This window comes from Thermoactinomyces sp. DSM 45892 (assembly GCF_900107305.1).
Taxonomy (GTDB): domain Bacteria; phylum Bacillota; class Bacilli; order Thermoactinomycetales; family Thermoactinomycetaceae; genus Baia.
Map to the genome: position 1 here is coordinate 59,262 of NZ_FNPL01000004.1, position 25,373 is coordinate 84,634.

At 39.7% G+C, this 25,373-nt stretch carries 24 protein-coding genes and 1 pseudogene; 23 read left to right on the forward strand and 2 right to left on the reverse strand.

From position 1 onward, the window contains the following. Positions 1 to 21: 21 nt before the first annotated feature. From BLU58_RS04265 to BLU58_RS04275, 3 genes and pseudogenes are all read left to right on the forward strand, one after another. On the forward strand, positions 22 to 1,185 hold the full coding sequence (locus BLU58_RS04265) for a hypothetical protein (protein ID WP_093290990.1): 1,164 nt from the start codon (positions 22 to 24) through the stop codon (positions 1,183 to 1,185). 127 nt (positions 1,186 to 1,312) lie between these two features. Continuing rightward, positions 1,313 to 2,029 (forward strand): annotated as a pseudogene (locus tag BLU58_RS04270) (ParA family protein); the annotation flags it as partial. After that, positions 2,022 to 2,891, forward strand: a complete 870-nt coding sequence (locus tag BLU58_RS04275) for a ParB/RepB/Spo0J family partition protein (RefSeq protein ID WP_093290992.1) — start codon at positions 2,022 to 2,024, stop codon at positions 2,889 to 2,891. The pseudogene BLU58_RS04270 and the gene BLU58_RS04275, both read left to right, overlap by 8 nt. 88 nt (positions 2,892 to 2,979) lie before the next feature. Here BLU58_RS04275 and yyaC read toward each other — a convergent pair whose 3' ends face one another. Further along, the gene (gene yyaC / locus BLU58_RS04280) at positions 2,980 to 3,582 is read right to left on the reverse strand and encodes a spore protease YyaC (RefSeq protein ID WP_093290993.1); all 603 of its coding nucleotides are present in this window, start codon (positions 3,580 to 3,582) and stop codon (positions 2,980 to 2,982) included. Between the two features lie 135 nt (positions 3,583 to 3,717). Between yyaC and BLU58_RS04285 the strand changes: the two genes are divergently transcribed. From BLU58_RS04285 to rpsR, 6 genes are all read left to right on the forward strand, one after another. Continuing rightward, the gene (locus tag BLU58_RS04285; RefSeq protein WP_093290994.1) at positions 3,718 to 4,338 is read left to right on the forward strand and encodes a lysophospholipid acyltransferase family protein; all 621 of its coding nucleotides are present in this window, start codon (positions 3,718 to 3,720) and stop codon (positions 4,336 to 4,338) included. A gap of 42 nt (positions 4,339 to 4,380) precedes the next feature. Beyond that, entirely contained in the window at positions 4,381 to 4,587 is a 207-nt protein-coding gene (locus BLU58_RS04290) for a DUF951 domain-containing protein (protein ID WP_093290995.1), read from the forward strand. 102 nt (positions 4,588 to 4,689) lie between these two features. Beyond that, on the forward strand, positions 4,690 to 5,790 hold the full coding sequence (ychF, locus tag BLU58_RS04295) for a redox-regulated ATPase YchF (RefSeq protein WP_093290996.1): 1,101 nt from the start codon (positions 4,690 to 4,692) through the stop codon (positions 5,788 to 5,790). Between the two features lie 265 nt (positions 5,791 to 6,055). Further along, positions 6,056 to 6,346 (forward strand): 30S ribosomal protein S6, encoded by a 291-nt coding sequence (gene rpsF / locus BLU58_RS04300; RefSeq protein ID WP_093290997.1) that lies wholly within the window; start codon positions 6,056 to 6,058, stop codon positions 6,344 to 6,346. Between the two features lie 32 nt (positions 6,347 to 6,378). After that, positions 6,379 to 6,918 (forward strand): single-stranded DNA-binding protein, encoded by a 540-nt coding sequence (gene ssb, locus BLU58_RS04305; protein ID WP_093290998.1) that lies wholly within the window; start codon positions 6,379 to 6,381, stop codon positions 6,916 to 6,918. Between the two features lie 39 nt (positions 6,919 to 6,957). Next, positions 6,958 to 7,185 (forward strand): 30S ribosomal protein S18, encoded by a 228-nt coding sequence (gene rpsR, locus BLU58_RS04310; RefSeq protein ID WP_072332146.1) that lies wholly within the window; start codon positions 6,958 to 6,960, stop codon positions 7,183 to 7,185. Between the two features lie 39 nt (positions 7,186 to 7,224). On the opposite strand, the gene BLU58_RS04315 is transcribed toward rpsR, so the two are convergent. Then, positions 7,225 to 8,034: an alpha/beta fold hydrolase gene (locus BLU58_RS04315; protein ID WP_093291122.1), complete on the reverse strand. Its 810-nt coding sequence runs from the start codon at positions 8,032 to 8,034 to the stop codon at positions 7,225 to 7,227. A gap of 229 nt (positions 8,035 to 8,263) precedes the next feature. On the opposite strand from BLU58_RS04315, the gene BLU58_RS04320 reads away from it, so the two are divergent. The 14 genes from BLU58_RS04320 (at position 8,264) to yfmH (ending at position 24,935) form a co-directional block, all read left to right on the forward strand. Next, entirely contained in the window at positions 8,264 to 8,575 is a 312-nt protein-coding gene (locus BLU58_RS04320) for a MazG-like family protein (protein WP_093290999.1), read from the forward strand. Between the two features lie 146 nt (positions 8,576 to 8,721). Then, the gene (locus tag BLU58_RS04325) at positions 8,722 to 10,689 is read left to right on the forward strand and encodes a DHH family phosphoesterase (RefSeq protein WP_093291000.1); all 1,968 of its coding nucleotides are present in this window, start codon (positions 8,722 to 8,724) and stop codon (positions 10,687 to 10,689) included. Next, positions 10,686 to 11,135 (forward strand): 50S ribosomal protein L9, encoded by a 450-nt coding sequence (gene rplI / locus BLU58_RS04330; RefSeq protein ID WP_093291001.1) that lies wholly within the window; start codon positions 10,686 to 10,688, stop codon positions 11,133 to 11,135. The genes BLU58_RS04325 and rplI overlap by 4 nt, the downstream gene beginning before the upstream one ends. 129 nt (positions 11,136 to 11,264) lie before the next feature. Further along, positions 11,265 to 12,599 carry a replicative DNA helicase gene (gene dnaB / locus BLU58_RS04335; protein WP_093291002.1) on the forward strand — a complete coding sequence of 445 codons (1,335 nt, stop codon included), beginning with the start codon at positions 11,265 to 11,267 and terminating at the stop codon, positions 12,597 to 12,599. Positions 12,600 to 12,749: 150 nt separating this feature from the next. Further along, on the forward strand, positions 12,750 to 14,036 hold the full coding sequence (locus BLU58_RS04340; RefSeq protein ID WP_093291003.1) for an adenylosuccinate synthase: 1,287 nt from the start codon (positions 12,750 to 12,752) through the stop codon (positions 14,034 to 14,036). 217 nt (positions 14,037 to 14,253) lie between these two features. Next, positions 14,254 to 15,549 carry a helix-turn-helix domain-containing protein gene (locus tag BLU58_RS04345; RefSeq protein WP_093291004.1) on the forward strand — a complete coding sequence of 432 codons (1,296 nt, stop codon included), beginning with the start codon at positions 14,254 to 14,256 and terminating at the stop codon, positions 15,547 to 15,549. Positions 15,550 to 15,901: 352 nt separating this feature from the next. Next, on the forward strand, positions 15,902 to 18,517 hold the full coding sequence (gene lanKC / locus BLU58_RS04350) for a class III lanthionine synthetase LanKC (protein WP_093291005.1): 2,616 nt from the start codon (positions 15,902 to 15,904) through the stop codon (positions 18,515 to 18,517). Positions 18,518 to 18,544: 27 nt separating this feature from the next. Further along, the gene (locus BLU58_RS16625) at positions 18,545 to 18,673 is read left to right on the forward strand and encodes a class III lanthipeptide (protein WP_218122178.1); all 129 of its coding nucleotides are present in this window, start codon (positions 18,545 to 18,547) and stop codon (positions 18,671 to 18,673) included. 41 nt (positions 18,674 to 18,714) lie between these two features. Then, a complete protein-coding gene (locus BLU58_RS16630) occupies positions 18,715 to 18,843 on the forward strand; it encodes a class III lanthipeptide (RefSeq protein ID WP_218122179.1) in 129 nt (42 codons plus the stop codon). A gap of 237 nt (positions 18,844 to 19,080) precedes the next feature. After that, complete coding sequence (locus tag BLU58_RS04355; protein WP_093291006.1) at positions 19,081 to 19,932, forward strand: ABC transporter ATP-binding protein; 852 nt, start codon at positions 19,081 to 19,083, stop codon at positions 19,930 to 19,932. Further along, on the forward strand, positions 19,929 to 20,588 hold the full coding sequence (locus tag BLU58_RS04360; RefSeq protein ID WP_093291007.1) for an ABC-2 transporter permease: 660 nt from the start codon (positions 19,929 to 19,931) through the stop codon (positions 20,586 to 20,588). Before BLU58_RS04355 ends, BLU58_RS04360 begins: the two co-directional genes overlap by 4 nt. Before the next feature lie 35 nt (positions 20,589 to 20,623). Beyond that, the gene (locus BLU58_RS04365; RefSeq protein ID WP_093291008.1) at positions 20,624 to 22,357 is read left to right on the forward strand and encodes an ABC transporter ATP-binding protein; all 1,734 of its coding nucleotides are present in this window, start codon (positions 20,624 to 20,626) and stop codon (positions 22,355 to 22,357) included. Then, complete coding sequence (gene yfmF / locus BLU58_RS04370) at positions 22,358 to 23,644, forward strand: EF-P 5-aminopentanol modification-associated protein YfmF (RefSeq protein WP_093291009.1); 1,287 nt, start codon at positions 22,358 to 22,360, stop codon at positions 23,642 to 23,644. It begins immediately after the preceding gene. Position 23,645: 1 nt separating this feature from the next. Continuing rightward, positions 23,646 to 24,935: an EF-P 5-aminopentanol modification-associated protein YfmH gene (gene yfmH / locus BLU58_RS04375; RefSeq protein ID WP_093291010.1), complete on the forward strand. Its 1,290-nt coding sequence runs from the start codon at positions 23,646 to 23,648 to the stop codon at positions 24,933 to 24,935. Positions 24,936 to 25,373: the final 438 nt, after the last annotated feature.

The following is a 25,373-nucleotide window of genomic DNA, read 5'->3' on the forward strand; positions in this document are numbered from 1 at the left end:
GGATAAAGTGAGGTATGCGGAATGCAATCAGCCGAACTAATGCTATCTCTGATCAAACAGAAAGCAAGACAAGACGAACATTTCCAATTTAATCGATTGTATCGAATCCTGTATAATCCGGATGTTTACTCCTATGTATGGAAATCAGCAGGGGAATCCATATTGAATCCTCTCGGAGTCTATCAATGGGACGACTGGTACCATTTGATCCAGTCAGAGCGTTGGCATCCACGCAAGAAGGTGAAGGAGCAGACCCTGTTTCCGGAGATGACGGTTATGCATATTCTTCAAGCATGTCATCAGGCGTTATTTCCAGTATATGAAAATCAGTTTGTGATGGATCAAGGGGCTTCTATGAAACATCATGATTTTCGTGAATTAGGAAGTGCCTTACGAAATGCTACCAACAGTTGGTTGATTTCATTTTCGATACCGATTGAACTTCTAGATTCTTGGGAGCATTGTCGTACTCTATTGAAGGAGCGATGTCAGGATGGTCGATGGTTAGAGTTGGTTCGAAGATTTTACAGCCAAAAGTGGCTTCATCCACATCTAGAGTGTGAGCGTTACGGGGTACAACCATTAACTTTTACATTACATAAAGCGATTGACACCCTTGTACAATGTACGCTTCCTAGGATGAAAGTGATGTATATTCGGATCCATTCGCAAGTCCATATCTGTGTAGATGCTCCATTTTCGGAAGTGAAAAGATACCAACAGCAGTTACAATCGGCTTTTGATCAACGTCAGCTACCGATTCTTGTGCATGATCCGGGACATAGAGGAAAGCGGGTAATCGGTCCCTATCAGTTGAATTGGCAGAGGAATCATCAGAAGTGGAAGGTTTGCATAGCAGAAGTGGAATGTTGGAACTGGATAAAGTCCTTCACGAAAAGCGGGAAAGCCTGTCATGTCTCGAATCGAATTCATTTATCGATTCCACAGATTATAGACTTATATCGTCGTGATTTGCAATTATTCGATATTCATACAGAGGCTAAGAAGTATTTTCCGAAACAGAGGGACCAATTTTGTGATATCCATTTTGTAAGCTTATGTAAAACCATCGCAGCGAAAGAGAAGAGTTCGGTTAAGAAGATATTGAATCGATATGGAGCAGGAAAGAAGAGGGTTCTTCGGACTAGGGATGGGGATCGATTTGCCGAGTATGATCCACGATAAGCTTCAAATTCGTCTTGTTTGATTCTGTGATAGCTGGAGAGCCGTATATGCCGAAAGGTGTACGTACGGTTCGGAGGGGGTTGGTAGGAGACCTGCTTTTTAGCAAGGCGTCTACCTTCTACCCTACAAAACTACAACCTCTATAAACTTAGCAGCATGTTTGGCGGCGATAGGCAAGAAAATTTTAATTGTAGATATTGATCCGCAAGGAAATACCACAAGCGGTTTAGGTATTAACAAAGCGGATGTGAAGCATTGTGTATATGATGTTTTGATTAATGATCGCTCTGTTGAAGAAGTAATCCTCCCAACAGGCGTTGATAACTTTCATTTGATCCCAGCAACGATTCAATTAGCAGGTGCGGAAATTGAATTGGGACAGGCCATTTCGAGGGAATTACGACTCAAAAGAGCCCTACAAACCTGTAAACATGAATTTGATTATATCTTTATCGATTGTCCACCATCATTGGGCATTATTACACTAAATGCTCTGACTGCCGCAGAGTCGGTTATTATCCCGATTCAATGTGAGTTTTACGCATTAGAGGGGCTAGGGCAATTGCTTAACACGGTTCGCCTCGTACAAAAACATCTAAATAAGCATCTTGAGGTAGAGGGTGTTCTTCTGACCATGTTTGATGCTAGGACCAACTTGTCAGTTCAAGTGATGGAAGAGGTAAAAAAATACTTTCAGTCTAGAGTGTATGAGACGGTTATCCCGCGTAATGTTCGTTTATCGGAGGCGCCTAGTCATGGTAAATCGATTATTGCCTATGATCCAAGATCGAAAGGCGCTGAATGCTATATGCAATTAGCAAAGGAAGTGGCGAGAAGTGAGTAAAGGTTTAGGTAAAGGATTAAACGCACTTTTTCTCAACACAGATGCGGATGTTCGTGACGATGATATTGTAAAAGAAGTAGAAGTCCTAGAATTACGTGCTAATCCATATCAACCCCGGAAGCACTTTGATGAAGATGGCTCGTTAAATGAATTAGCGGAGTCCGTAAAACAACACGGGATTATTCAGCCTCTGATTGTACGGAAAAGCATCCGTGGATACGAGATTGTAGCAGGAGAACGTCGGTTTCGTGCGGCAAAGCAGGTAGGTTTGGAGAAAGTCCCAGTTGTCGTCAGGGATTATACAGACAATGAAATGATGGAAATCGCGCTGGTAGAAAACCTACAAAGAGAGGACTTAAACCCGATCGAGGTGGCAATGGCATATCAAAAATTACTTCAACACTTGCATTTAACGCAAGAGCAATTGTCAGAGCGAGTGGGAGTAAGCCGGTCGCATGTTACCAATTTCATCCGTCTTCTACAGCTTCCCGCTGAAATCCAAGAAAATGTTTCACGTGGAACATTGTCCATGGGCCATGCAAGGGCACTTCTAGGGGTTAAAGATTCAGATTTACAAAAGAGGCTCGCTAAGAAAGTAATCGAAGAAGAGACGAATGTTCGTCAACTAGAAGAGTGGATCCAGCGGCTTAATCAAAAGGGAAATCCGAAGTCAGAGAAGTCTAAGCAGGAACAGGAGCTTTCTCCCGAGATGAGGCATTTTGAAGGTCTGCTCCAAGAGATATTTAGTACATCTGTTAAGATTCGTCCAGGTAGAAGAAAAGGAAAAATTGAGATTGAATACTACTCTGAGCGCGAGCTGGAGCGGATTGTAGAGTTGCTGCAACAAGATCGGATTTTGTAGCAAACACACAAACAACCCAAACTTCATGTGAAAGCGAGCTTCACACGAAGATTAGGGTTGTTTGTTATCTCTGGCCATTAAGGTTACATTATACATAGGGTTGTGCACGGTCTAACGAAGTATCTTGTACCAGATGAATGGATTGCTTAATACTCTCCGCAATAATCTCTGCCATATTCATAACCAGACTTAAACGAGTGTTTTGTAGGACGAGATATTCCATAAAACCAGATACGTTTACAATACCTGTAATCGAAAGATTTCCTACCTCGGGGAGATCTTTATTCACACCTGCTCCTGGCTTGATAGAGCCTTGCGAAACCTGTATGGAGCCCACATTTTTTAATTGACCTAGACATGCATCAATAGCGATCATATAGTGATCAGGATGGTGCTGTTGAATCATTTCCACCGTACTGGCTAAATTGAGAGCATGAACAGGTTCGTCAAGTGTTCCATATACTTCCGCGATATCAGGAAATGTTTTTTTCTGTAGGATGGAGCCAACAAGGGGGCCGAGTGAATCCCCAGTTGATCGATCTGTACCGATACAAACACAGACAATTTTACGTCCATGAGGGAGCTGTAAGAGGTGTTGATAAAGGGAATGAGTGCAATGATTTAGCGCGCTAGGATCTTGATAAGAGATGCGAAATGGAGAAAGAGTTTTGAATTGGTTAGATTCTTTCATCACCAGCGTCCTCTCAGAATATATTGATGTTACAGTATACGGATATTTTGAGAGGTTTATACCTACAGATTGAGAGATTTGTAGAGTGGGTAATCTACTAGGTAGGACAAATTCCTATGGAAGGAGGATTTTTTGATGCGAACATCATCTCTATTAAAATGGATGATTCGGATGTTCCTCCGCTTATATCATCGTGTGGAAGTAATCGGAATAGAAAAGTTTCCCCGTGAAGGGGCCGCACTTATTGTCGGTAATCATATTAGTTATATTGATCCTTTTTATATTGGCTCTATGCTACCACGTCATGTTCATTTTATGGCGAAAGCCGAAGCATGGAGATTCCAAATCACAAAGTTCTTTTTGGATATATTCCAGGCGTTTCCTGTGAATCGAGAGAAAGCGGATATTCAGGCAATCCGAACTGCCTTACGCTATTTACAGGAGCAAAAATGTGTAGGTCTTTTTCCGGAGGGTGGAATCCGAGAGGATATAGCCCCTCTTCAAGAAGTAAAACAAGGGGCTGCATTCTTATCTTTAAAGGGAAATGTTCCTGTTGTCCCTATTTACCTATCAGGTAGTGAAAAGGCGCTACCTGTTGGGGATATTTGGATTAAACCGAGTAAGATTCGAATCATGGTGGGTGATTTGATTTTAGTCCCAGAAGCAGGAACCTTTCGGGAGAGACAAGAATACCTTTCGAAACAAATCTTACAAGCTCTACAGGACTTGCGGAAGTCGGTTGAGCAAATGGATTAAGTTATACGTAGGTGATTTTAAAAATGGAAGTGGGGGGCTTTCTTGCAACGAAAAGATTTTGGATTAGGCGATGTGGTAGAGATGAAGAAGGCGCATCCATGCGGGACAAATGCTTGGAAAGTGATCCGTATGGGGATGGATATCCGCATCAAATGCACAGGTTGTGAACATAGTGTCTTGCTACCTAGAATGAGATTTGAACAAAAGTTAAAAAAGGTACTCGTATCTGCTGAGCCAGAAGATATTTAAAGTGGGGGCGGTTCCATTGGAATCGCTTTTTGTTATGAATGATTTCCGCTATAATAAGATAGTTGAATCAAGAATCGGGAAAATTGGGAGTTGAACTTTAAGATGGCATTGACGACAGGAATAGTAGGTCTCCCGAATGTAGGGAAATCCACATTATTTAATGCGATTACGCAAGCGGGGGCAGAATCGGCAAACTATCCATTTTGCACCATCGACCCAAACGTAGGGGTGGTAGATGTACCAGATGTACGGTTGGATCATCTAAAGCAAGTGATCAACCCTCAGCGAGTTATTCCTACTTCGTTTCACTTTGTGGATATTGCCGGCTTAGTGAAAGGTGCAAGTAAAGGAGAGGGGCTAGGAAATAAGTTTCTTTCTCATATTCGCGAGGTAGATGCCATTATCCATGTAGTGCGTTGTTTTGAAGATGAGAATATTACCCATGTATCTGGGCGGATTGATCCAGCGGATGATATGGAAACGATTAATCTGGAACTCATATTTGCGGATCTGGAAACAGTCGAAAAGCGGATGGATCGGGTTTTACGCCAGAAGAAAAGTGGAGAGAAGCTGGCTACGCAAGAGCATGATGTGTTATCGAAGATCCTTCCTGTACTAGAAGAAGGAAAGCCAGCACGATCTGTGGATCTAAGTTCTGAAGAGAAGCTGATCATCAAAAGCCTTAACTTGCTAACGATGAAAAACATGCTTTATGCGGCAAATGTGAGTGAAGAGGAAGTTGCCAATCCAGATGGTAATCCTCATGTTAAACGGGTAAAGGAAATCGCTGCATCCGAAGGCGCTGGAGTTGTAACGATCAGTGCTCAAGTAGAGGCTGAAATTGCGGAGCTAGATGATGAGGAGCGAAACATGTTCCTAGAGGAGTTAGGCTTGGAGCAATCAGGACTCGACCGTTTGATCACGGAGGCGTACCGTCTACTAGGCTTGATTACTTACTTTACTGCGGGTGAAAAAGAAGTACGGGCTTGGACCATTCGAGAAGGAACGAAAGCACCCCAAGCAGCAGGTGTGATTCATACGGACTTTGAACGTGGCTTTATTCGTGCAGAGACCGTTGCTTACGAAGACTTAATCAACTCAGGCAGCTTAGGGCAGGCACGTGAAAAGGGTCTACTTCGATTAGAAGGTAAGGATTATGTGGTGAATGATGGAGATGTGATGAACTTCCGCTTTAATGTGTAGGAGGCCGATTTTTTATGCCGGGATTTTGTGTTGGTAGATAAATGGATAGATTTACCTTTTTCTACCAAGCTACTTCCCATTCGAACGTACGTTTGATATCATTTTAGCTACAGACATCAACGGAGTTTCACAAAATAGGAAATTGCTTCTAGCTTGCTATTATAGTTGAGCTTTGCTAGAATGGATTAACGTGAGTAAATATGCTCGCCCCTTGCTCTCTCCTTAGCTGTGAGAGCCGCAAAGTCCAGAAGGAGGTGTAGACGGAATGCACAAATACGAATTGATGTACATCGTACGTCCAGATATGGACGAAGAAGCTGTGAAAACAACCCGTGAGAAAGTAGCGGGTGTGATTACAAACAACGGTGGCGAAGTTGTGAAGACCGACGACATGGGGAAACGTCGTTTGGCTTACCTCATCGATAAATACCGTGAAGGTGTTTATACAGTTGTAAACTTCAACGGAGAAGCTACTATGGTTTCTGAGTTGGAGCGTGTAATCAACATTGATGAAAATATCATCCGCCATATGGTTGTAAACATGGATGAAAAATAAATACTAGAGGGATTCAAGGGAGAGATTGCGTCATGGTAAACCGAGTTGTTTTGATTGGTCGGTTAACTGCCGATCCTGAAATGCGTTATACGCAATCTGGGGTTGCAGTGACTCGCTTTTCCATTGCTGTAAATCGTAACTATACGAATCAGCAAGGAGAACGTGATGTAGACTTTATCAATATTGTTGCATGGCGTGGACTAGCCGAAACCTGTGCTAACTACCTAAAAAAGGGTCGTTTGGTTGGTGTTGACGGTCGCTTGCAAATTAGCGTCTATGAAAACCAGGAAGGCCGTAAAGTACGTAACGCAGAGGTAATAGCCGAAAACGTTCAGTTCTTAGAAACAAATCGTACTCGCGAGGGTAACGGTTCTGATTTCGGTGATTCTCCTTATGGTGGTAACTCAGGCGAAGGCTTCAGCGGTAGCAATAATCATAACAATAACAACAACAACTTTGGTGGTGGCTGGAATCAAAACAATTCTAGCAATCAGGCTCGTCGTAAGGCGGATAATCCGTTTGAAGATGATGGCAAGCCAATTGATCTCTCTGATGATGATCTTCCATTCTAGTTAACGATAACTTATTTTTTTGGACAGGAGGGAATATGAATGGCTCGTCGTCGTGGACACAAACGTCGTAAAGTTTGTTACTTCACAGTAAACAAAGTTTCATACATCGACTACAAAGATACAGACTTGCTCCGTAAGTTTGTTAGCGAACGCGGTAAGATTTTACCACGTCGTGTAACAGGAACTAGCTCTAAATATCAACGTCAATTGACTCGTGCAATCAAACGTGCTCGTCAAATGGCACTCCTAGCTTATACAAACGACTAGGAACATCTAAAACAATCCATTTAATGGGTTGTTTTTTTCTTAGTTGATAAACTTCATTAATTCCTTATTTAATTTTTCTTTCTCTTCCCACATGAGTCCATGACCACTGTGCTCGAAGGGGACTAGTTTTGAGCGCAGAATCCCGTTATGAAGAGCAGTAGCAAGTGGATACAAACATACTTGATCGTGGATTCCGTGAAGAATAAGAGTTGGGACATGAATCTCACATAGATCAGAAAATAACGTTTCATCACGAAAAGTCTTAGCCACTTTGGCAGTAGCCCATCCCGCTGCTTCTAGCCCCATTTCTAGAAACCACTCTGCAAATGGTTGGGATATTTTTTGATAAAAAAATGATGTTCCAAACTGTTCCAACATCTTCGGCCGATCCTGATATGTTCCTTCGATCAGACGATTGACTTCCTCAATGGGCAGTCCGTGAGGGAAATTCGGGCGCTGAACCACACTGGGAGCAGCTGCCCCGAGTAGTGCTAGTTTCGAAACGTGATATCCACAGTGTCGTGACATATACCGAATGGCAACTGCCCCACCTACCGAATGACCAACTAATGTTATGTTTTCTAACCGAAGAGATCGAATGACACAGTAAATATCATCCGCTAATCGATTTAGGCTATATTTCCTCCAAGGCTTATCTGATTTCCCAAATCCACGAAGATCTACTCCAATACAGCGAAAACCATATCCAGGAAGCTCGTTAAATTGATATTCAAATAGATTATGATTTGCAGGCCATCCGTGGATAAAGAGAATCGTTCGATTTCCCTTGGGGTTTATGTCTTCCGTATAAACCCTCACATCTGGCTCCACATGTATATAGTAACCCAATACACCCACCTCCATTATTTGGCCATTATCCCCTACTATCTTTGGTTCATAGCCCATTAACCAAATGGCTAATCATGACTCAACCTCTTATTCATACATCTTATTTGCACCCGACGGATTCAATGTTACCCTTTTAAAGAATATGGAAGTTGTTTTCTCAAACAGGCAGGAAATAACATAAAAATGTGGAAATTCCTTCTAACGAGAAATTAGAAGAGGAGCGAATACCATGAACCGACCAGAAAGAGGTATACATATTGCGAAAAATATTAAAGTGGTCGACTGGTTAAAAACAGAAATTCTAGACCAAATCGCTAGCTTATTTCGTGGTCTCCATTATGCAAACCAACAAATGATCATAGATAGCCTTTCGAGTATTTTGGTCTCTGTTTACGTATTAGCCAGAAGGATGGGGGTTCCATACCGTGAAGTGGATCAAGTGGTCACCCAAAAATTAAGGGAACATATGAAAGAAGGGCATCAACTGGAGGAGTGGTACGGCGATTTGTCTGCTATGGAGAAATATATTAATAAACGGTAGAATAAGAATGAGAAAATGGTTCGCGATACATAATCCAAAATCTGGTCAAATTTATAACTCCGCAAGAGTTGAAGCTCCGCTGAACTCGGGTAAAATAGAAGATATGAGGTTATGAGCGTTACCCCAGCTTGGAGGAGTTAAAGGAAATGCCGAAAAATTTTATGCATAGATGGCTACGTATATCCACAAGTTGGATATTAGGGCTTACTGTAATACTCCTCATATGGATTCTTACAGAAAAGCTTTCCTATGTTGCGATTGCTATACTCTGTGTAGGACTCCTTACTGCCATGCAGTATAAAACAGAGTTTGAACAAAAAAAAGAGCAATCCCAATACGTATTAACGTTAACGGATCGCATCCAATTTGCAGGTCAGCTTGCGGTGAAACATCTCCCGGTGGGTATGATCCTACTCAATCATGCGGGAGAGGTGCAGTGGCATAATCCGTTCGTATCCAACTTCTTTCCTAAGGCAAGGTTAATTGGGCACAAGATTGCTGAATACTTACCAGAGTTGGATCCGGAGGAACATTTGCTATCAGATCCCGTTATGATTCAGATTCATGGTAAACATTATTCGTGTGTATATCATCGCGCAGAACGTTTATATTTGATAGAAGAAGTAACGAAGTGGATATCCCTACAAGAGAAGTACGAAGAAGAGAAGCCGATATTAGGTTTCTTGCATCTGGACAATATAGATGAGGCTGGGCAGGGACTATCGGATCAAGAAGAAACCCTTTTGATCAGCAAGGTGTTCCAAGCGATTTCGGAGTGGGCGTTGCGGTATGAAGTGGCTCTAAAGCGAATTGATACTGATAAAATGTTTTTTATTATGTTTCAAAAGAATTTAGATCGCATGATTCACGATCGGTTTGACATACTGGATACAGTACGAGAGATGACACGGAATAATAAAATCCCAATCACATTAAGCTTAGGAGTCGCTAGTTTGGGAGAAACGCTCGTTGAAAAATCGAAGCATGCACAAGCGGCACTCGAAGTAGCACTGGCACGTGGTGGTGATCAAGCCGCTGTACAGTCAAAAGAGAAAATTGCCTTTTTTGGGGGCAAAACCAATGCAGTCGAAAAAAGAAATCGGGTAAAAGCACGGGTCATTTCTCATGCGATTAGTAATCTGTTACAAGATTGCAAGCGAGTGATCGTGATGGGGCATAAACAGCCTGACTTAGATGCGATCGGTGCTGCGATTGGTGTAGTAAAATTAGCAGAACTAAATGATTGTGAAGCGTTTATTATTCTAGATGATGATTTGAGTGCAGTTCGAAAGTTAATGGATGAGATTGAGAAGCACGAGGACGTAAACGATGTGTTCCTTTCTCCGGATCAGGCTATGCAGTGGATCGATGATCCAGATACCCTGCTTGTGTTAGTGGATACGCATAAACCAAGTCTAGTAACGGAGAAGAGACTGATTGATCGCGCTGAAAAAGTGGTCGTGATCGACCATCACCGTCGTGGAGAGGATTTTGTTGAAGATTCCGTTCTGGTATACTTAGAGCCTTACGCTTCGTCAACCTGTGAGCTAGTTACGGAGTTACTTCAGTATCAAGATCATCGATTAACCATGGATACGCTGGAAGCATCAGCGCTCCTCTCTGGAATCGTGGTGGATACGAAGAACTTCTCCGTCCGTTCTGGATCGCGGACTTTTGAGGCGGCTGCCTTTTTACGAAGACATGGAGCTGATCTCATGCTAGTACAGTCTTTACTAAAAGAGGACTTAAGCCGGTTCGTAAAACGTGCAGAACTCATACGAAATACGGAGTTATATCAAGGAAAGATTGCGATTGCAGTGGGGGATGAGAGTCGGGTTTATGACCAGCTGCTCATCGCCCAAGCGGCTAATACACTATTAGATATGCAAGGGATCTCTGCCTCTTTTGTGATTGCATATAAGGCAGAAGGAGTTGTTTCGATCAGTGCTCGCTCGGAAGGGGATCTAAATGTCCAGCTAATCATGGAACAGATGGGTGGTGGTGGGCATCTGACCCACGCTGCCTGTCAACCAGAGCACAAAAGTGTTCCAGAGTGCAAACAAATACTAAAATCCCTAATTCAAGAACAACTGGAGGGGGAGGAGACATCATGAAAGTCATTCTACTACAAGATGTAAAAGGAACAGGTAAAAAAGGTGAATTAAAAGAAGTATCAGAGGGGCATGGCCGTAACTACTTATTACCGAGGAAATTGGCAGTTGAGGCAACTAGCGGGAATGTAAATAGCTTGAAAGAAAAACAACGCCTCGAAGATGTGAAAAAGGCAAAACTACTTGAAGATGCAAAAACGCTTGCTACAAAAATGGAATCGTTAGAAGTAGTCTTATTTGCGAAGTCTGGAAAAGAAGGTCGCCTCTTTGGAGCCATCTCAACGAAGCAAATCGCAGAAGCCTTAAACAAACAACATCAAATGAAGATTGATAAAAAGAAACTACTCATCGACGACGCAATCCGTACATTAGGCGTAACCAAAGTACCAGTGAAGCTCCATCCTGAAGTGACAGCTACCCTTTCAGTACATGTAAAAGAGCAAGGATAGAAGCCAGACTCAAGTTTCATTAGAGGGATGGGTAAAGGATAATCAATAAACCTTTAGAAACAAATGGAAAGGCTCCACTGTTCCCGCTGGGGAGTGGAGCTTTCTCAGTCGGTTGGGAGGAAAAATAGTTTGAACGAATTATTTGCAGATCGTCTTCCGCCACAAAATATAGAAGCTGAACAAGCCGTTTTGGGGGCGATTATCCTCGAACCTTCTGTACTGATTTCGGTAAACGAACGGTTACGAACGGAGGATTTCTATCGTCCAGGACATCAGAAATTATTCCAAGTGATGAATGAAATTGCTGAAAAGGGAGAACCTGTTGATCTCGTGACTGTTACAGCAGATCTCTCTGATAAAAAAGTGTTAGATGAGATCGGAGGAGTCTCCTATCTAACAGAGCTGGCATCTGTTGTCCCCACAGCGGCAAACGTAGAATATTATGCTAAAATCGTGGAAGAAAAAGCCATTTTACGTCGTCTCATTCGTACAGCGACCCAAATCGCGATGTCCGGATATAGTGGTGGAGAAGAAGTTTCCAGTTTGATCGATACAGCAGAGAAAAAAATCCTGGAGATTTCTAAGCGAAATATGAGAGGTGGATTCCTCCCGATTAAAGATGTGCTATTAGAGTCATTTGAGCAGATTGAACGTCTTCACTATAATAGTACCGGAATCCGCGGAATCCCCTCTGGATTCACCGATTTAGATAGAATGACGTCAGGGTTTAATAAGTCTGATCTCATCATTGTTGCTGCACGTCCGGCGATGGGAAAAACGGCATTTGCATTAAATATCGCTCAAAACGTTGCCCTACGTGCAAATGAAACCGTTGCAATCTTTAACCTCGAGATGTCAGCGCCGCAAATGGTGATGCGGATGCTCTCGGCTGAAGGAAATATAGATGCCCAAGCCTTCCGAACTGGAAATTTAAATGAGGAAGATTGGGAAAAACTAACTATGGCCATAAGCTCTTTATCCGAAGCAAAGGTCTTTATTGATGATACTCCCGGTGTAACCGTACATGATATTCGTTCGAAACTACGTAGATTACAGGCAGAACATGGCTTAGGCATGGTGGTGATCGATTATCTTCAGTTGATCAATGGCCGAGGAAATGGTGAGAGTCGTCAACAAGAAATCTCGGAGATTTCCCGTTCGCTAAAGTTAATGGCTCGTGAATTTGACTGCCCGATTATCGCCCTATCCCAGTTATCACGTGCTGTAGAACAACGACAAGATAAACGGCCGATGTTGTCTGACCTACGTGAATCCGGTTCAATCGAGCAAGATGCCGATATCGTAGCATTTTTATATCGTGATGATTATTACAATGAGGATTCCGAGAAGAAGAACGTGGCGGAAGTCATCATAGGGAAACAAAGGAGCGGTCCTGTAGGGAAGGTGGAATTACTTTTCCTCAAAAACTATAACAAATTTCTTAGTCTAGAGATCAAAAGCTAGATTAATAACGAATGAATATTTTATTTTGCAGTTTAATGTTCGGTTTTGATGTTGACATACTCTTTGAGTCACTGATACAATAATCTCGTTCAGATATGTACGGATTCGTTTTAACCCTTATTTGTCTTTAGTTGATCGGAGGAATGAAAAATGTCAACAGCTGTTGTTGTAGGTACCCAGTGGGGAGATGAAGGAAAAGGAAAAATTACCGATTTTCTTGCTGAGAAAGCAGAAGCCGTTGCCCGTTACCAAGGTGGTAACAATGCAGGTCACACGATCGTGTTTGGCGGTGTAAAATACAAACTTCACATGATTCCCTCGGGAATTTTTTATCAAGATAAAATTTGTGTTCTAGGGAATGGGATGGTCATTCATCCAGAGGCGTTAATCACTGAGTTAGATTATCTTCTCGGATACGGAGTTGATTTATCCAACTTGCGTATCTCAGACCGTGCCCATCTCATTATGCCGTACCACTTGCGTCTGGATCGTCTAGAGGAGACAAGTAAAGGCAGCAGTAAGATCGGAACCACAGGCAAAGGAATCGGCCCTGCCTACATGGATAAAGCAGCGCGAGTAGGGATTCGAGTAGGAGATCTACTAAATCCAAGTCGTTTTGCTGAGAAGCTAAAACGCAACCTAGAAGAAAAGAATCGGATTCTCGAGAAACTATATGAGGTAGAACCATTTCACTTCGATGAAATTTATGATACGTACATGAAGGCTGCCGAGCGAATCAAGCCATTTATCACTGATACGTCTGTCGTACTAAACGAAGCAATTGACCAAGGGAAGCGGGTATTATTTGAAGGCGCACAAGGTGTGATGCTCGATATCGACCAAGGCACCTATCCATTTGTAACATCTTCTAACCCAGTTGCCGGTGGAGTATGTATCGGTTCAGGAGTAGGACCTACGAAAATCAACCAAGTAGTAGGCGTGGCGAAAGCGTACACCACTCGTGTAGGGGATGGTCCATTCCCAACCGAACTTCACAATGAGATTGGGGATCAGATCCGCGAAGTAGGACGCGAATACGGTACCACTACAGGTCGCCCTCGCCGTGTAGGATGGTTTGATAGTGTTGTTGTACGTCATGCACGTCGTGTAAGCGGGATTACGGGATTATCCCTAAACTCCCTAGACGTCTTAACAGACCTCGACACCGTGAAGATCTGTGTCGCTTACAAACACAAGGGGGAACTGATGGAGAACTATCCAGCTGACCTCGATATCCTCGCCGACTGCGAACCAGTTTACGAAGAGTTACCAGGCTGGCACGAAGATATCACCCAAGTCAAAACGCTCCATGACCTCCCGCTAGCTACTCAACATTACGTTGAACGGATTACCCAGCTAACAGGGATTCCGCTCACCATCTTCTCCGTTGGCCCAGGTCGTGATCAAACGATTCAAGTTCGTCCAGTGTATGCATAAGATAGAAAAAAAAGGAAGCTGTGCCCTGTGTGGGTGCAGCTTCCTTTTTTTTCATTCAATCTTTTTATCACAGCGCAGATGTGCATTTCTAATGAGATAAAATATGGAAATATCATATAAAAAGAACTATAATAGAAGAAGTTGAATTTATATTTAATTTAAAATAAAATATTTAATAAAAGAATTAAAGTTTTATTTCAGATGGGGTGGGAAGATTATGGTAGTAGGAGATCGAATCAGACAGCTACGTTTACATAAGCGTATGACACAGAGCGAACTTGTCGGGGGACTTACTTCGATTGCCTATCTAAGTCGTGTGGAAAATGGTAATACGAAGCCATCTCTGAAATTTATTTGCTCTATTGCTCCTAAGTTGGGGGTAAAGGTTGAAGATCTAATAGAACAGCAGGGGGCTGCTGATGCAGAGCGGAGAATTGGAAGGATCTATTGCCAATTTCAAAAGGAAAAAAATATCACAGATGAAGATCTATCATTTCTACGATTAAATGCCACGGATTTATATCCAACAAGTGTTCATTTGAAGGTATATACTATATTGATCTATTACTCCTCTAAGTTGAATATAGACTTGGAAGAAGCATATCGGGTGTATGAGTTATCTAAAAGATTTATATCTGAGCAAGTAGAGTCAGGTTTAGAGGAAGAATTTTTTTACTACTATCGAGCGTGTGGGGCGATGTACTTCAGAAAACAAAACTATATGAAGGCAAGTTACTATGATGGTCTGAGAGAGGAGCTTCTCGCTCATGTGACCGATCGTAGAGAGATAGCTAATTTCTATCTGGATATGAGTATAACGAAGCAAGAGATTCTAACTGACCAGACGGTTAGTCTTTTCTATGCGCAGAAAGCGTATGATCTGTTTCTGGAGATAAATGACCAAAAACAAATAGCTTCCGTATTAATTACAATGGGGATTCAATATCATATGAATCAGAAACTAGATAAATCGGTTGAATTCTTGACTAGGGCGAGGGAGACAATTGATCCAGATAATAGTTATTTCTTAGGTATCATCGAATTTCATCTTGGGCGAGTCCAAGCTACCAAGGGAAATCCTGAAATAGCTATTGAGTATTATCTAAGAAGCTTACAGTATTTTGGAGATCTAGATGCTGCGAATAAGAGAATCTGTGTATACAGAGGGCTAGTAGAAGTTTATATAGAGATAAAAGAATGGGATAAAGTAGAGTATTACTTGAATAAGGGATTAAGCACGGTTGATCCAGAGCGTTTTCCCTCTCTTTATATTGACTTAGTCTCTATACAAGCGGGTACTTATCGATTTCGTCAGGACGAGGCACGATATGAGAAAGAGATGCAACGAATTATTAACTTGGGGATAGAGTGTCAGCAGTTCATCCCAGTTATGAAGTTAGCTAAGCAAATGGCTAGTTATTACTATGAAAAAAGAGCGTATAAGAAAGCTGCAAATTATTTTATGATGGCTATGGAGTATGAAGAGGAACTAACTTTAGAGAGGTGCTTTTAAGTTTTTAGGTTAAATATTTCTAAAATCATGGGGTGATTTTCTAAAAAAAAACGAAAAATTTACTTATTCCATTAAACTATAAATGTATATTATTATTGAATCAGGAGATGAAACAAAAAATATTAGAATCAATATCTAAAAGTAAAGTTATGTTTCATTTCGATAGATAATAATACTTAAATTACACTAAAATAGTTAGTAAAATAAACCTTCTGAGAGTTTTGGAACCACGTTGCATACTCTATCACGAGTAGAAGAGGCATCACGCTATTTTGTTTGTATAATATTCTATTTTATATGTATACATTATTTAATCTAAACATAAAAGAGATGTACGTAAGGAGAGAATTTCATGAAAGGTGATATGCTTTACCATAGTTATTTAAAAAGAGGATCTGAATATTATGGTCCGCATGATAAGGAAGAATCGATAAAAGAGTTTTTTATAGAAGATCTAAAAGAAGATGTAGTTGTCGTTAATGAGGAAGAATCGATATGGAGGTACTATGAATTTAAGGATAGAACTTTGCCTGAACAAGGATGGAAAATACATATTAGTGCAACGATGAATGAGGCAGAGCAGGTTCTAGCAGCTGTTAGCAAAGTTCTAATAAAGCACAAGGTAGCATTTAAGCACATCAAAAATATAGAGACTCTCCTAGAAATGAATTCGAAAGGTGCTAATAGAGCGAGCTCTGGTAAGTTTATCGCGGTTTATCCAATGGACGATAATGAATTTGTGCATCTATTGGATGCTCTTCGAGAAGAAATTCAACCTTATGAAAAAGGTCCATATATATTGAATGATAAGTGTTGGAAGAATAGTAATGTTTACTATCGATATGGTGGGTTTAAAAGTATTTATAATGATAAGGGTGAATTATGTATCAGAGATACTAAGGGTGAATTGACAGTAGATGAGAGGAATCCTTATTATCAAGCTCCTGATTTTGTAAAAGAGTTCGATCATTACTTAGATTTATTAAACGATAAACCGAATAACGAAGATCGAGAGAATAAGCTAGATTTATATAACATAGAAACATCTCTTCGTTTTACAAATAGTGGAGGAATATATCTTGCAGAAAGAAAGTCCGACAATAAAAAAGTAATTATAAAAGAAGCTCGGCCAAAAGCTGGACTCGATGGGAACTCTGTTGATGCAGTTGAGAGACAAATTATAGAACGGAATGCGTTAAAGAAGCTTGCAAATGTAAAGGGGATTGTTAATGTATTAGACCACTTTAAGGTATGGGAGCATTATTTTCTGGTCGAAGAGTGTGTAGAGGGTATGGATTTACATTCTTGGATTGCGATAAACTATCCTTTTATGAAAAGTCAGTCTCTAGACGATTACAAGATAAAAATAAAGAAGGTCTTGTCTCAATTAGTTATTATTATGGAAGAAATGCTTGATAAGGATGTAGCAATGGGAGATTTACAACCTGCTAATATCATGATATCTGAAGATTTACAAGTAACATTAATTGATTTTGAAACAGCAAAGCAAACAAATTCTCAAGAAAAACCGGGTATGGCGACTACAGGGTTTATAAATTCTCAAATTAAAACGAGTGGAGCGATGGACTGGTTTGCATTACAAAAAATTGTACGTTATTCCCTCCTGCCCGTTCTCACTTCTGAATGCTTAGATAAGTATATAAATGAAAACTATTATAAATGGATTAGAGTAAATTATGGGGATGATTTTTACGAGTTTGTTAAGAGTATGATTCAAAAATGTGAAGATCATCTAATTGATTTTGGAGAGGAAACACAAAGGCTGGATAGTGTTGTCAATAATTTTGTGATGAATAATGATATTTTGTCCATACTAGAGGGCCTTAGTGATGGGATTAAGGCGAATCTAACTGGTGATATAAGACTGATAAATGGTGATATAAGACAGTACGAACATCATGATGGAAAGTTAAATGTTTTAAGTGGAGGATCTGGGGCAGCTATAGCACTTGCCCGGGTAGGAAGTACTAATGATGAGGTTCATCAATGGATTACGCAATATGTGCTAAAAAACATAGATACAGTAAAGAGTGCAGGGCTATTTACTGGTACAGCGGGTATTGCGGGGATGTTATACGAAAATGGGTATAGAGAAGAGTCGTTAGACATTTTTTCTAAAATAGATAGTTCATTAAATGATTCAGATATCACATTAAGATCAGGTTTAGCAGGAATTGGTTTGGCGTTAGCAAGTTTCTATTTAGAATCACTAGACTCGAAGTATTTGGAGAAAGCAGAGTCGATAGCTGTAAAAATAGAGAATTTCTTGCAGGAAGACAACGAGATAACTGTCCAAGACTGGAAAGGTATCCCAATTGGTCTGATAGATGGTTGGTCGGGAGTATCAGTGTTTTACTCATCACTTTATGCCATTACCAAAAACAGAAAATACTATTTTAGAGCTGTTGAACTAGTAGCGAGAGACTTGAATAAAACTGTTACGGATAACAAATTGGGAGTGCTAAACACAATAGATAACAGTCGTAGGCTATTACCTTACCTATCTGGAGGATCGATAGGAATAGGGGTTGCAATATGGTATCTAATACATGTTAGTGGAGAGGAAGTCTTTTACGAAGAGTTAAAGTTAATCACGAATCTATCTAAGATAAGAGCTACTGTTATAGGAGGACTATTCGATGGAGCAGGTAGCTTTTTGATAATACCTCCAATGATGGGGAAAGATCAAGCAACTTATTACTCTCAAACAGAAGATATAATTGAGTTGTTGAACCTATATCTAATTGATAAAAAGAATTATCTATCATTCCCTGGTCAATTTAGTTTTCGTTTATCGGACGATCTTTTCTCGGGTAGCTCGGGTATTGTGCTGGCCTTGAAAGGGATTCTAAATGAAAATCCATTATATTGGCTCCCGATTATAAATATAGACAAATTTTATGAAGATACTCGATTTAATAGGGAGAAATTGGTAGTTATGGTGTAAGTATACTAGTAGAAGGAGGTGAAAAAAATGAACCAAGTATTGGACCTACAAAAGCTTTCGCAAGCAGAAAGCTTAGAACAACCTGAAATTGGATGGACTCCACTTACATGGACTGTGACAACTGCATTATCAACAGTAAGCAATAATTGTAAGTAATAATTATTAGCAACTAAGATCTGGGATCAGGAGGTGAGAAAATGAATCAAGTATTAGATCTACAAAAGCTTTCACAAGTCGAAAGTTTAAAGCAACCTGAAATTGGATGGACTCCACTTACATGGACTGTGACAACTGCATTATCAACAGTAAGCAACAATTGTAAGTAATAATTATTAGCAACTAAGATCTGGGAAAAGATCAACCTAAAATTAGGTTGATCCACTAACAAGACTTGTGATAACTGCTTCATAAGCAGTTAACTAACAGCAGATAGAATGACCGAATTGTACCATTTAGTTGAAGCTCCTTCAAACTAAATGGTACATCTTTAAATAAAGTTAGATGCTGGATTCAGGTTAAGATCCTTTTTTCTATTTTCAGTAAGTGAGGGAAGTGTGAATGTAATGATTTTAGAAGTAGAAAATCTGAGTAAAAGTTATTCAGGGAAAAAAAAGGTGTTAAAAAACGTCTCTTTCTCTATTCCACGTGGTACAATTGCCGGCTTTATTGGGGATAATGGAGCAGGAAAATCGACAACGATGGGGGCCATACTAGGAACACTATCTAAAGATGGGGGATCAATCAAAGTTTTTGGAGAAGAGATGGGTCCCAAAAAGAGTCATCTGAAGGAAGATATCGGTGTCGTTTTTGATCAGGTGCACTTGCCTCATCAGTTGAACGTCAAGCAGCTAGGAAGTGTATTTCGTCTGCTCTATAAAAATTGGGATCAAAATATATTTGAATATTATACCAATTTTTTCTCCTTACCTATAGACAAGAAAATAGGTGATTTTTCTAGAGGGATGTCTATGAAGCTTTCTATGGCAGTCGCTTTATCGCATGATGCAAAATTACTTATCTTAGATGAGGCAACGGCGGGTCTTGATCTGTCAGGTAGGAATGACTTATTACAAGTGTTAAAGAATTTTGTGAAGAATGGACAACATAGTATTTTATTGTCTTCGCATATCACAAGTGATATTGAAGCGGTAGCTGATATCTTAATTTTTATTAAGTCAGGAAAAATTTTATTGCAAGTAAGTAAAGAGACCTTGATGTCGAGATATGCAGTCCTACAATGTACAGATAAAGAATTTGAACAAATTGAAGCAAGTTTGGTTGTTGTATATCAAAGAAAGAGCGATCAAGTGGATGTTCTTGTATGTGATCGAGATCAAGTGCCCCATTCAATTGTAAGAAAAAACTTTTCTATTGATGATGTGACACTTTTGTTAATGCGAGGAGAGCAACTATGAAAGGATTACTGTTAAATCAATATTATTCAAATGAGAAGAGCATTAAGCATTCGATAGTGTTAAGCCTTATTATTACGACTATTTTACTTTTGCTTCCATATGAACCGTCGCTACGTCTAGCTGGATTTCTTCCTTTCATTACCATTGTTTCCCCTATACTTGAGGGATTGAAATTTGAGGCAATGTCTGGATGGAACAAATTTTTGATCACGTTACCATTGAACAGAAGCCGGGTGATACAAAGCTATTATCTTTTCTTCTCTATTTTACTATTTATAGGTTTTTGTGTGGCGACTGTATCATTTATAGTAGCTAATTTTTTTTCTAAAGATATATTTACCGGCCTAGCGCTTACGGTTTTTTTAAAAGGTATTGGTATGACTCTTATTATGGGAGGTGTTACATTCCCGCTAACACATCATCTGGGGGTGGAAAAGGCAGAGAAAGTCATGATGATAAGTATGGTTACAGGGTTGGGAATGCTTATGATGAGTGGTTGGTTGTATGAGGAAACCATTGGTAGTGTGATGACGAATATGTTTCCTAGGATCCATGCCGACTTACCATTTTCGATTCTCTTCTTAGTCATTTCTCTCCTGACATTCATTGCATCTTATATGGTTGCGATTAGGATTTATGAACAGAAAGAGTTTTGATCTATAGTGATTGTAAAAGTGAGGGAGGTGCTAAAATGAATAGATCCCATTTGAGGGTGCTAATTGGGTTGGTCACATGGCCCAAGAAAGTAGTTTTTTGTGCGTTCTTAACATCAGTTATGACCGCGATATTAGGCATATTAGTACCATGGGTCACTAAAAACACGATTGATTCGTTTACATCTCATTTCGATGTTACCAAGGTGTTTTTATTAGTTGGATTATTCTTGGTTAATGTGATATTAAGTGGTATTTCACATTACATGCTTGCCTATCTAGGTGAGTATACAATTTATCGCCTTAGGGAAAAAATGTGGGCGCATGTTTTAAGGTTGCCGATAGATTATTTTGATAATAATGGCACGGGACAAACAGTAAGTCGGTTGACAGATGATGTATCGACTTTAAATAATTTTGTTTCTCAGAAAGTACCTGAGTTTATATCCCAAGCGCTATTAGTAGTTGGATCCATTATATTTTTATTCGTTTTAGATTGGAAGTTAACGTTAGCACTATTCTTAATGGTACCGATTTTAACTGTCATTATAGCACCTATAGGCAGAAGGCTATATAAAGTAGCAGGGGAAACACAAAATGAAATGGCTACTTTCGTGGGGAGATTGAGCAGTGTATTAGCAGAAATGCGTCTCGTTAAAAGTTATAGCGGGGAGAAAAAAGAGTATTCACGTGTGATGGAATCAGGAGAAGCTCTCTTTCGTCTAAATTTAACGGCGGCGAAGTTACAATCCATCTTCTCTCCTCTCATTTCAGGGACGATCATGCTAATGGTACTTGTGTTATTAGGTTATGGCGGACTACGTATGGCAGATGGAACTCTAACTGCAGGCACATTTGTTGCGATTATATTTTATATCATTCAAGCTATTGTTCCCATTAGTTCAGTAGCTTCTTTTTTTACTGAATATAAGGCGACTTCAGGGGCTACCAAAAGATTATATGAGATATACACTTTATCAGAAGAGGATCTTGATGAGGTGGATGAGTGTACGAAGGTTATGGATGGTCAACTTCACTTCCACCATGTATCTTTTTCGTATAATAAAAAATCTGAGGTGTTACGAGATATATCTTTTACAGCACATCCAAATCAGATTACAGCGATTGTAGGGCCTTCGGGTGCGGGGAAGACGACCCTGTTTCATCTGATTGAGCGTATGTATACCACGCATAGTGGAATGATTTCATGTGACCAATTTCAAATTGATCAGATTCCATTAACCAATTGGCGTAAAATGATTGGTTATGTGATGCAAGATAGTGCGATTATAAATGAAACGATTCGTGAAAATATTTTATATGGTGTAGATGATGCTGATGAAGAGAGTATGATTTATTATGCAAGATTAGCAAATGCTCACGATTTTATTAGTAGCCTTCCTGAGGGATATGATACGGTTGTAGGCGAGAGAGGGATTAAGTTATCAGGTGGTCAAAAACAGAGGATTGCAATTGCTCGGGCCTTTATCATGAATCCTAAAGTTTTATTGCTTGATGAGGCAACGGCTAATTTGGACAGCGAAAGTGAGAGATTAGTGCAGACTGCGATGTATAACCTGATGGAAAATCGTACTACTCTAGTGATTGCCCACCGACTTTCGACGATTAGAAATGCAGATCAAATTATTTTCCTAGATGAAGGAAAGGTAACTGGGATTGGAAAGCACAATGAGCTGATGAATAAACATCGTAAATATGCTGAGTTTGTAGAGGGACAGAATTTAAAAATGGCTTCAGTAGGGTGTGGATAGATGGAAAATAATATAAATATGATAACGCAGGAAGTCGGGGATATACATCTTCATTTATGGAAGACAGATAAGTTTAAAACAACATCTATTATGTTGAAGATCAACTCTCCCTTATCCGAAGAGACGGTAACAGCCCGTGCGTTGATTCCGGAAATTTTACAAAGTGGAACAATGGATTATCCCAATAGAACCATGATAAAGCAAAAGCTTGATGATATGTATGGCGCTGTTCTGATGACAGATATACAAAAAAATGGAGATCACCATGTAATTACGTTTCGTATAGATGTCGTATCTGAAAGATATTTATCAAGCAAGGTCTCGTTGTTGCAAGAAGCGCTTCTATTACTACATCAAATTGTGATGGATCCTTGTTTGGAAAATGATAATGATACTTTTGTAAAGGGGATTGTAGAGCAAGAGAAACGAGTATTACAACAGAGGATTCAATCGATCTATGACAATAAGATGGTTTACTCATCGGTCCGAATGACGGAAGAGCTGTTTGCTGAGGATGTATATCGATTACCTGAATATGGTCGTATAGAGGATTTAGATGTACTAGATTCTAAAGCTATCTATCAGGTGTATAAACAAATGCTTCAGCACGATCGTATGGATCTATTTATTGTTGGTAGTTTCAATGAGGATTCTATAAAGGAGATCGTTTCGTCCTTATTTGGGAATGAGCGTTCTGTTCGAGAACCTCAAACTGTGCATACATGGAATAAGAATGTAATAAGGGAGAAGGTAGTATTTGATCAGAAAGAAGTAAAACAAGGTCATTTACTTATGGGTTATCGTACATATGCTACATCTATAGAAGATAATTATGTAGCAACGAGAGTAGCGAACTGTCTTTTGGGAGGTAGTCCTTCATCAAAGTTATTTACAAATGTTCGGGAGAAAAATAGCTTAGCCTACTTTGTTGGCTCTAAGCTAGAGCCTTATAAAGGTGCACTTATCGTGGTAGCAGGAATTGAGTTTGATAGATATGATCAGACTGTTGATATTATTAGAAAGCAAATAGTAGCGATAAAGAAAGGTGATTTTACAGAAAGTGATATGGAACAAGCAAAAGCTTTGCTAATAAATCAGCTATGGAGCAATATCGATACTTCATTAGGTTTGATTGAGCTTGCTTATCCTGAAATCATCGAAAATCGTCCACTTTCCTTACAAGACCGTATCAAGAAAATTAGAAATGTAACTAAAGAAGATGTTATTCGTTCGGTGAATAGATGGGAACTTGATACTATTTATTTTTTGACTAGTGGAGGTGAATGAAATGAAGAAGATGATTTATGCGCAGTTAGGTGAAGTTCTGTATCATGAAAAATTAGAAAATGGACTTACTGTTTATATCTTACCTAAATACGGATTTCGCGAGGTGTTTGCTACCTTAACAACGAATTTTGGATCGATTGATAATGTATTTACTCCTCGAGGAATGAAGGAGCCGATAAAAGTACCTGATGGGATTGCTCATTTTCTAGAACATAAAATGTTTGAGGGTGAGGATCAGGATGCTTTCTACACTTTTGGTAAGCAGGGAGCATCTGCAAACGCATTTACTAGCTTTACAAGGACTGGGTATCTATTTTCTAGCATGGAGCAAGTTGAAAAGAATATTGAGACGTTACTCGACTTTGTTCAAGATCCATATTTTACAGATCAATCAATGGAAAAAGAAAAAGGCATTATCGCACAAGAAATTATGATGTATGCAGATGACCCTGATTGGCGCGCTTACTTTGGTGTGATTGAAAATATGTTCGAAAGTCATCCTGTAAGGATTGATGTTGGTGGAACGATTGAATCTATTACAGCTATTACGAAAGAAAATTTATATACTTGCTATGAAACATTTTACCATCCAAGTAATATGTCACTGTTTATCATCGGCGCTATTGATCCAGGGAAGATAATGGAGATGGTACGGAAGAATCAATCAGCTAAGAAATTTCCAGCAGAGGACGGAATTATTCGTCATGTGATGCCTGAAGGGACGCCTGTCCATATCGAAAAGCGGACGGTATCGATGAATGTGAGTATGCCAAAATGTATCGTCGGCTATAAAGAAAAAGATCCTACGAGACAAGGGAACGACTTATTAAAACATCAACTTTCCATTCAAGTAGTACTTGATTTAATGTTTTCATCCGGTTCAAAAGCCTATAATGGTTTATACGAGTCTGGTAATATTCATAGTCCACTTTCGTATCAGTATACTGCTGAATGGGGCTTTGGTTTTTCCATGATCAGTGGAGATAGTCAAGATCCAGACTATCTGGCGGATAAAATAACGGAGACGATTACCACTTATCAAGAAATTGGTTTTTCAAATGAAGAAGTAGATAGGGCCATTAAGAGGAAAATTGGGGCTTTTTTGAGCTCATTAAATTCGTTAGATTTTATTGCGAAGGAATTTACACGTTATCAATTTAATGGTATGAACTTTTTTGATATAGTTCCCGCATTAGAGAGGCTTACTGCCAATGACTTACTAGAGGTTTTAATGGATCATTTTACACCTGAATATCGGACGATTTTCGTCATTCGTAAGGAGGGATCTTAATGTTCAAGATTACGTGGGATATGGGTCCTATCGCACAGATTCTAAATATTGCGGTACTTATTATCATTATAGTGTACGCTATTAGATTGGTAATAAAAACATTAAAAAAGTAATTCTGGGTGTACTTTATGTTTGATATGCTGAAAGCGATGATTGATGGTGAATTTACTCTTGAGCAGTTTCTGTTTTATTTATAGTATATACGGGCTTAAAATGTTCTTTATTTAGTAATGGCGAATTGGGCAATGGTTCACTACTGGAAACCTAATCTTCAAATCGGAATGGTTGTATATATTGTAGTAGCTGTTCTTCTTAGTACGGGACTCTATGCTATTCTGAATCTGGACGAACTAAAGAAAAGGTTTTCGACAAAGTAATATCTCTTTGTACACTTCTTCTTAATAATAAGAAACGGGTATCCACCTTCGTTATAAAGGT

Excerpts from the sequence above, each read along its gene's own strand:
- yyaC (WP_093290993.1), bottom strand. The coding sequence starts at position 3,582 with ATGAAAGAATCTAACCAATTCAAAACTCTTTCTCCATTTCGCATCTCT.
- rpsF (WP_093290997.1), top strand. The coding sequence starts at position 6,056 with ATGCACAAATACGAATTGATGTACATCGTACGTCCAGATATGGACGAA.
- yfmH (WP_093291010.1), top strand. The coding sequence starts at position 23,646 with ATGAAGAAGATGATTTATGCGCAGTTAGGTGAAGTTCTGTATCATGAA.
- rplI (WP_093291001.1), top strand. The coding sequence starts at position 10,686 with ATGAAAGTCATTCTACTACAAGATGTAAAAGGAACAGGTAAAAAAGGT.
- rpsR (WP_072332146.1), top strand. The coding sequence starts at position 6,958 with ATGGCTCGTCGTCGTGGACACAAACGTCGTAAAGTTTGTTACTTCACA.
- BLU58_RS04320 (WP_093290999.1), top strand. The coding sequence starts at position 8,264 with ATGAACCGACCAGAAAGAGGTATACATATTGCGAAAAATATTAAAGTG.
- BLU58_RS04345 (WP_093291004.1), top strand. The coding sequence starts at position 14,254 with ATGGTAGTAGGAGATCGAATCAGACAGCTACGTTTACATAAGCGTATG.
- BLU58_RS04285 (WP_093290994.1), top strand. The coding sequence starts at position 3,718 with ATGCGAACATCATCTCTATTAAAATGGATGATTCGGATGTTCCTCCGC.
- BLU58_RS04365 (WP_093291008.1), top strand. The coding sequence starts at position 20,624 with ATGAATAGATCCCATTTGAGGGTGCTAATTGGGTTGGTCACATGGCCC.
- BLU58_RS04360 (WP_093291007.1), top strand. The coding sequence starts at position 19,929 with ATGAAAGGATTACTGTTAAATCAATATTATTCAAATGAGAAGAGCATT.
- ychF (WP_093290996.1), top strand. The coding sequence starts at position 4,690 with ATGGCATTGACGACAGGAATAGTAGGTCTCCCGAATGTAGGGAAATCC.
- yfmF (WP_093291009.1), top strand. The coding sequence starts at position 22,358 with ATGGAAAATAATATAAATATGATAACGCAGGAAGTCGGGGATATACAT.
- BLU58_RS04265 (WP_093290990.1), top strand. The coding sequence starts at position 22 with ATGCAATCAGCCGAACTAATGCTATCTCTGATCAAACAGAAAGCAAGA.
- BLU58_RS16630 (WP_218122179.1), top strand. The coding sequence starts at position 18,715 with ATGAATCAAGTATTAGATCTACAAAAGCTTTCACAAGTCGAAAGTTTA.
- BLU58_RS04355 (WP_093291006.1), top strand. The coding sequence starts at position 19,081 with ATGATTTTAGAAGTAGAAAATCTGAGTAAAAGTTATTCAGGGAAAAAA.
- BLU58_RS04340 (WP_093291003.1), top strand. The coding sequence starts at position 12,750 with ATGTCAACAGCTGTTGTTGTAGGTACCCAGTGGGGAGATGAAGGAAAA.
- BLU58_RS16625 (WP_218122178.1), top strand. The coding sequence starts at position 18,545 with ATGAACCAAGTATTGGACCTACAAAAGCTTTCGCAAGCAGAAAGCTTA.
- lanKC (WP_093291005.1), top strand. The coding sequence starts at position 15,902 with ATGAAAGGTGATATGCTTTACCATAGTTATTTAAAAAGAGGATCTGAA.
- ssb (WP_093290998.1), top strand. The coding sequence starts at position 6,379 with ATGGTAAACCGAGTTGTTTTGATTGGTCGGTTAACTGCCGATCCTGAA.
- BLU58_RS04325 (WP_093291000.1), top strand. The coding sequence starts at position 8,722 with ATGCCGAAAAATTTTATGCATAGATGGCTACGTATATCCACAAGTTGG.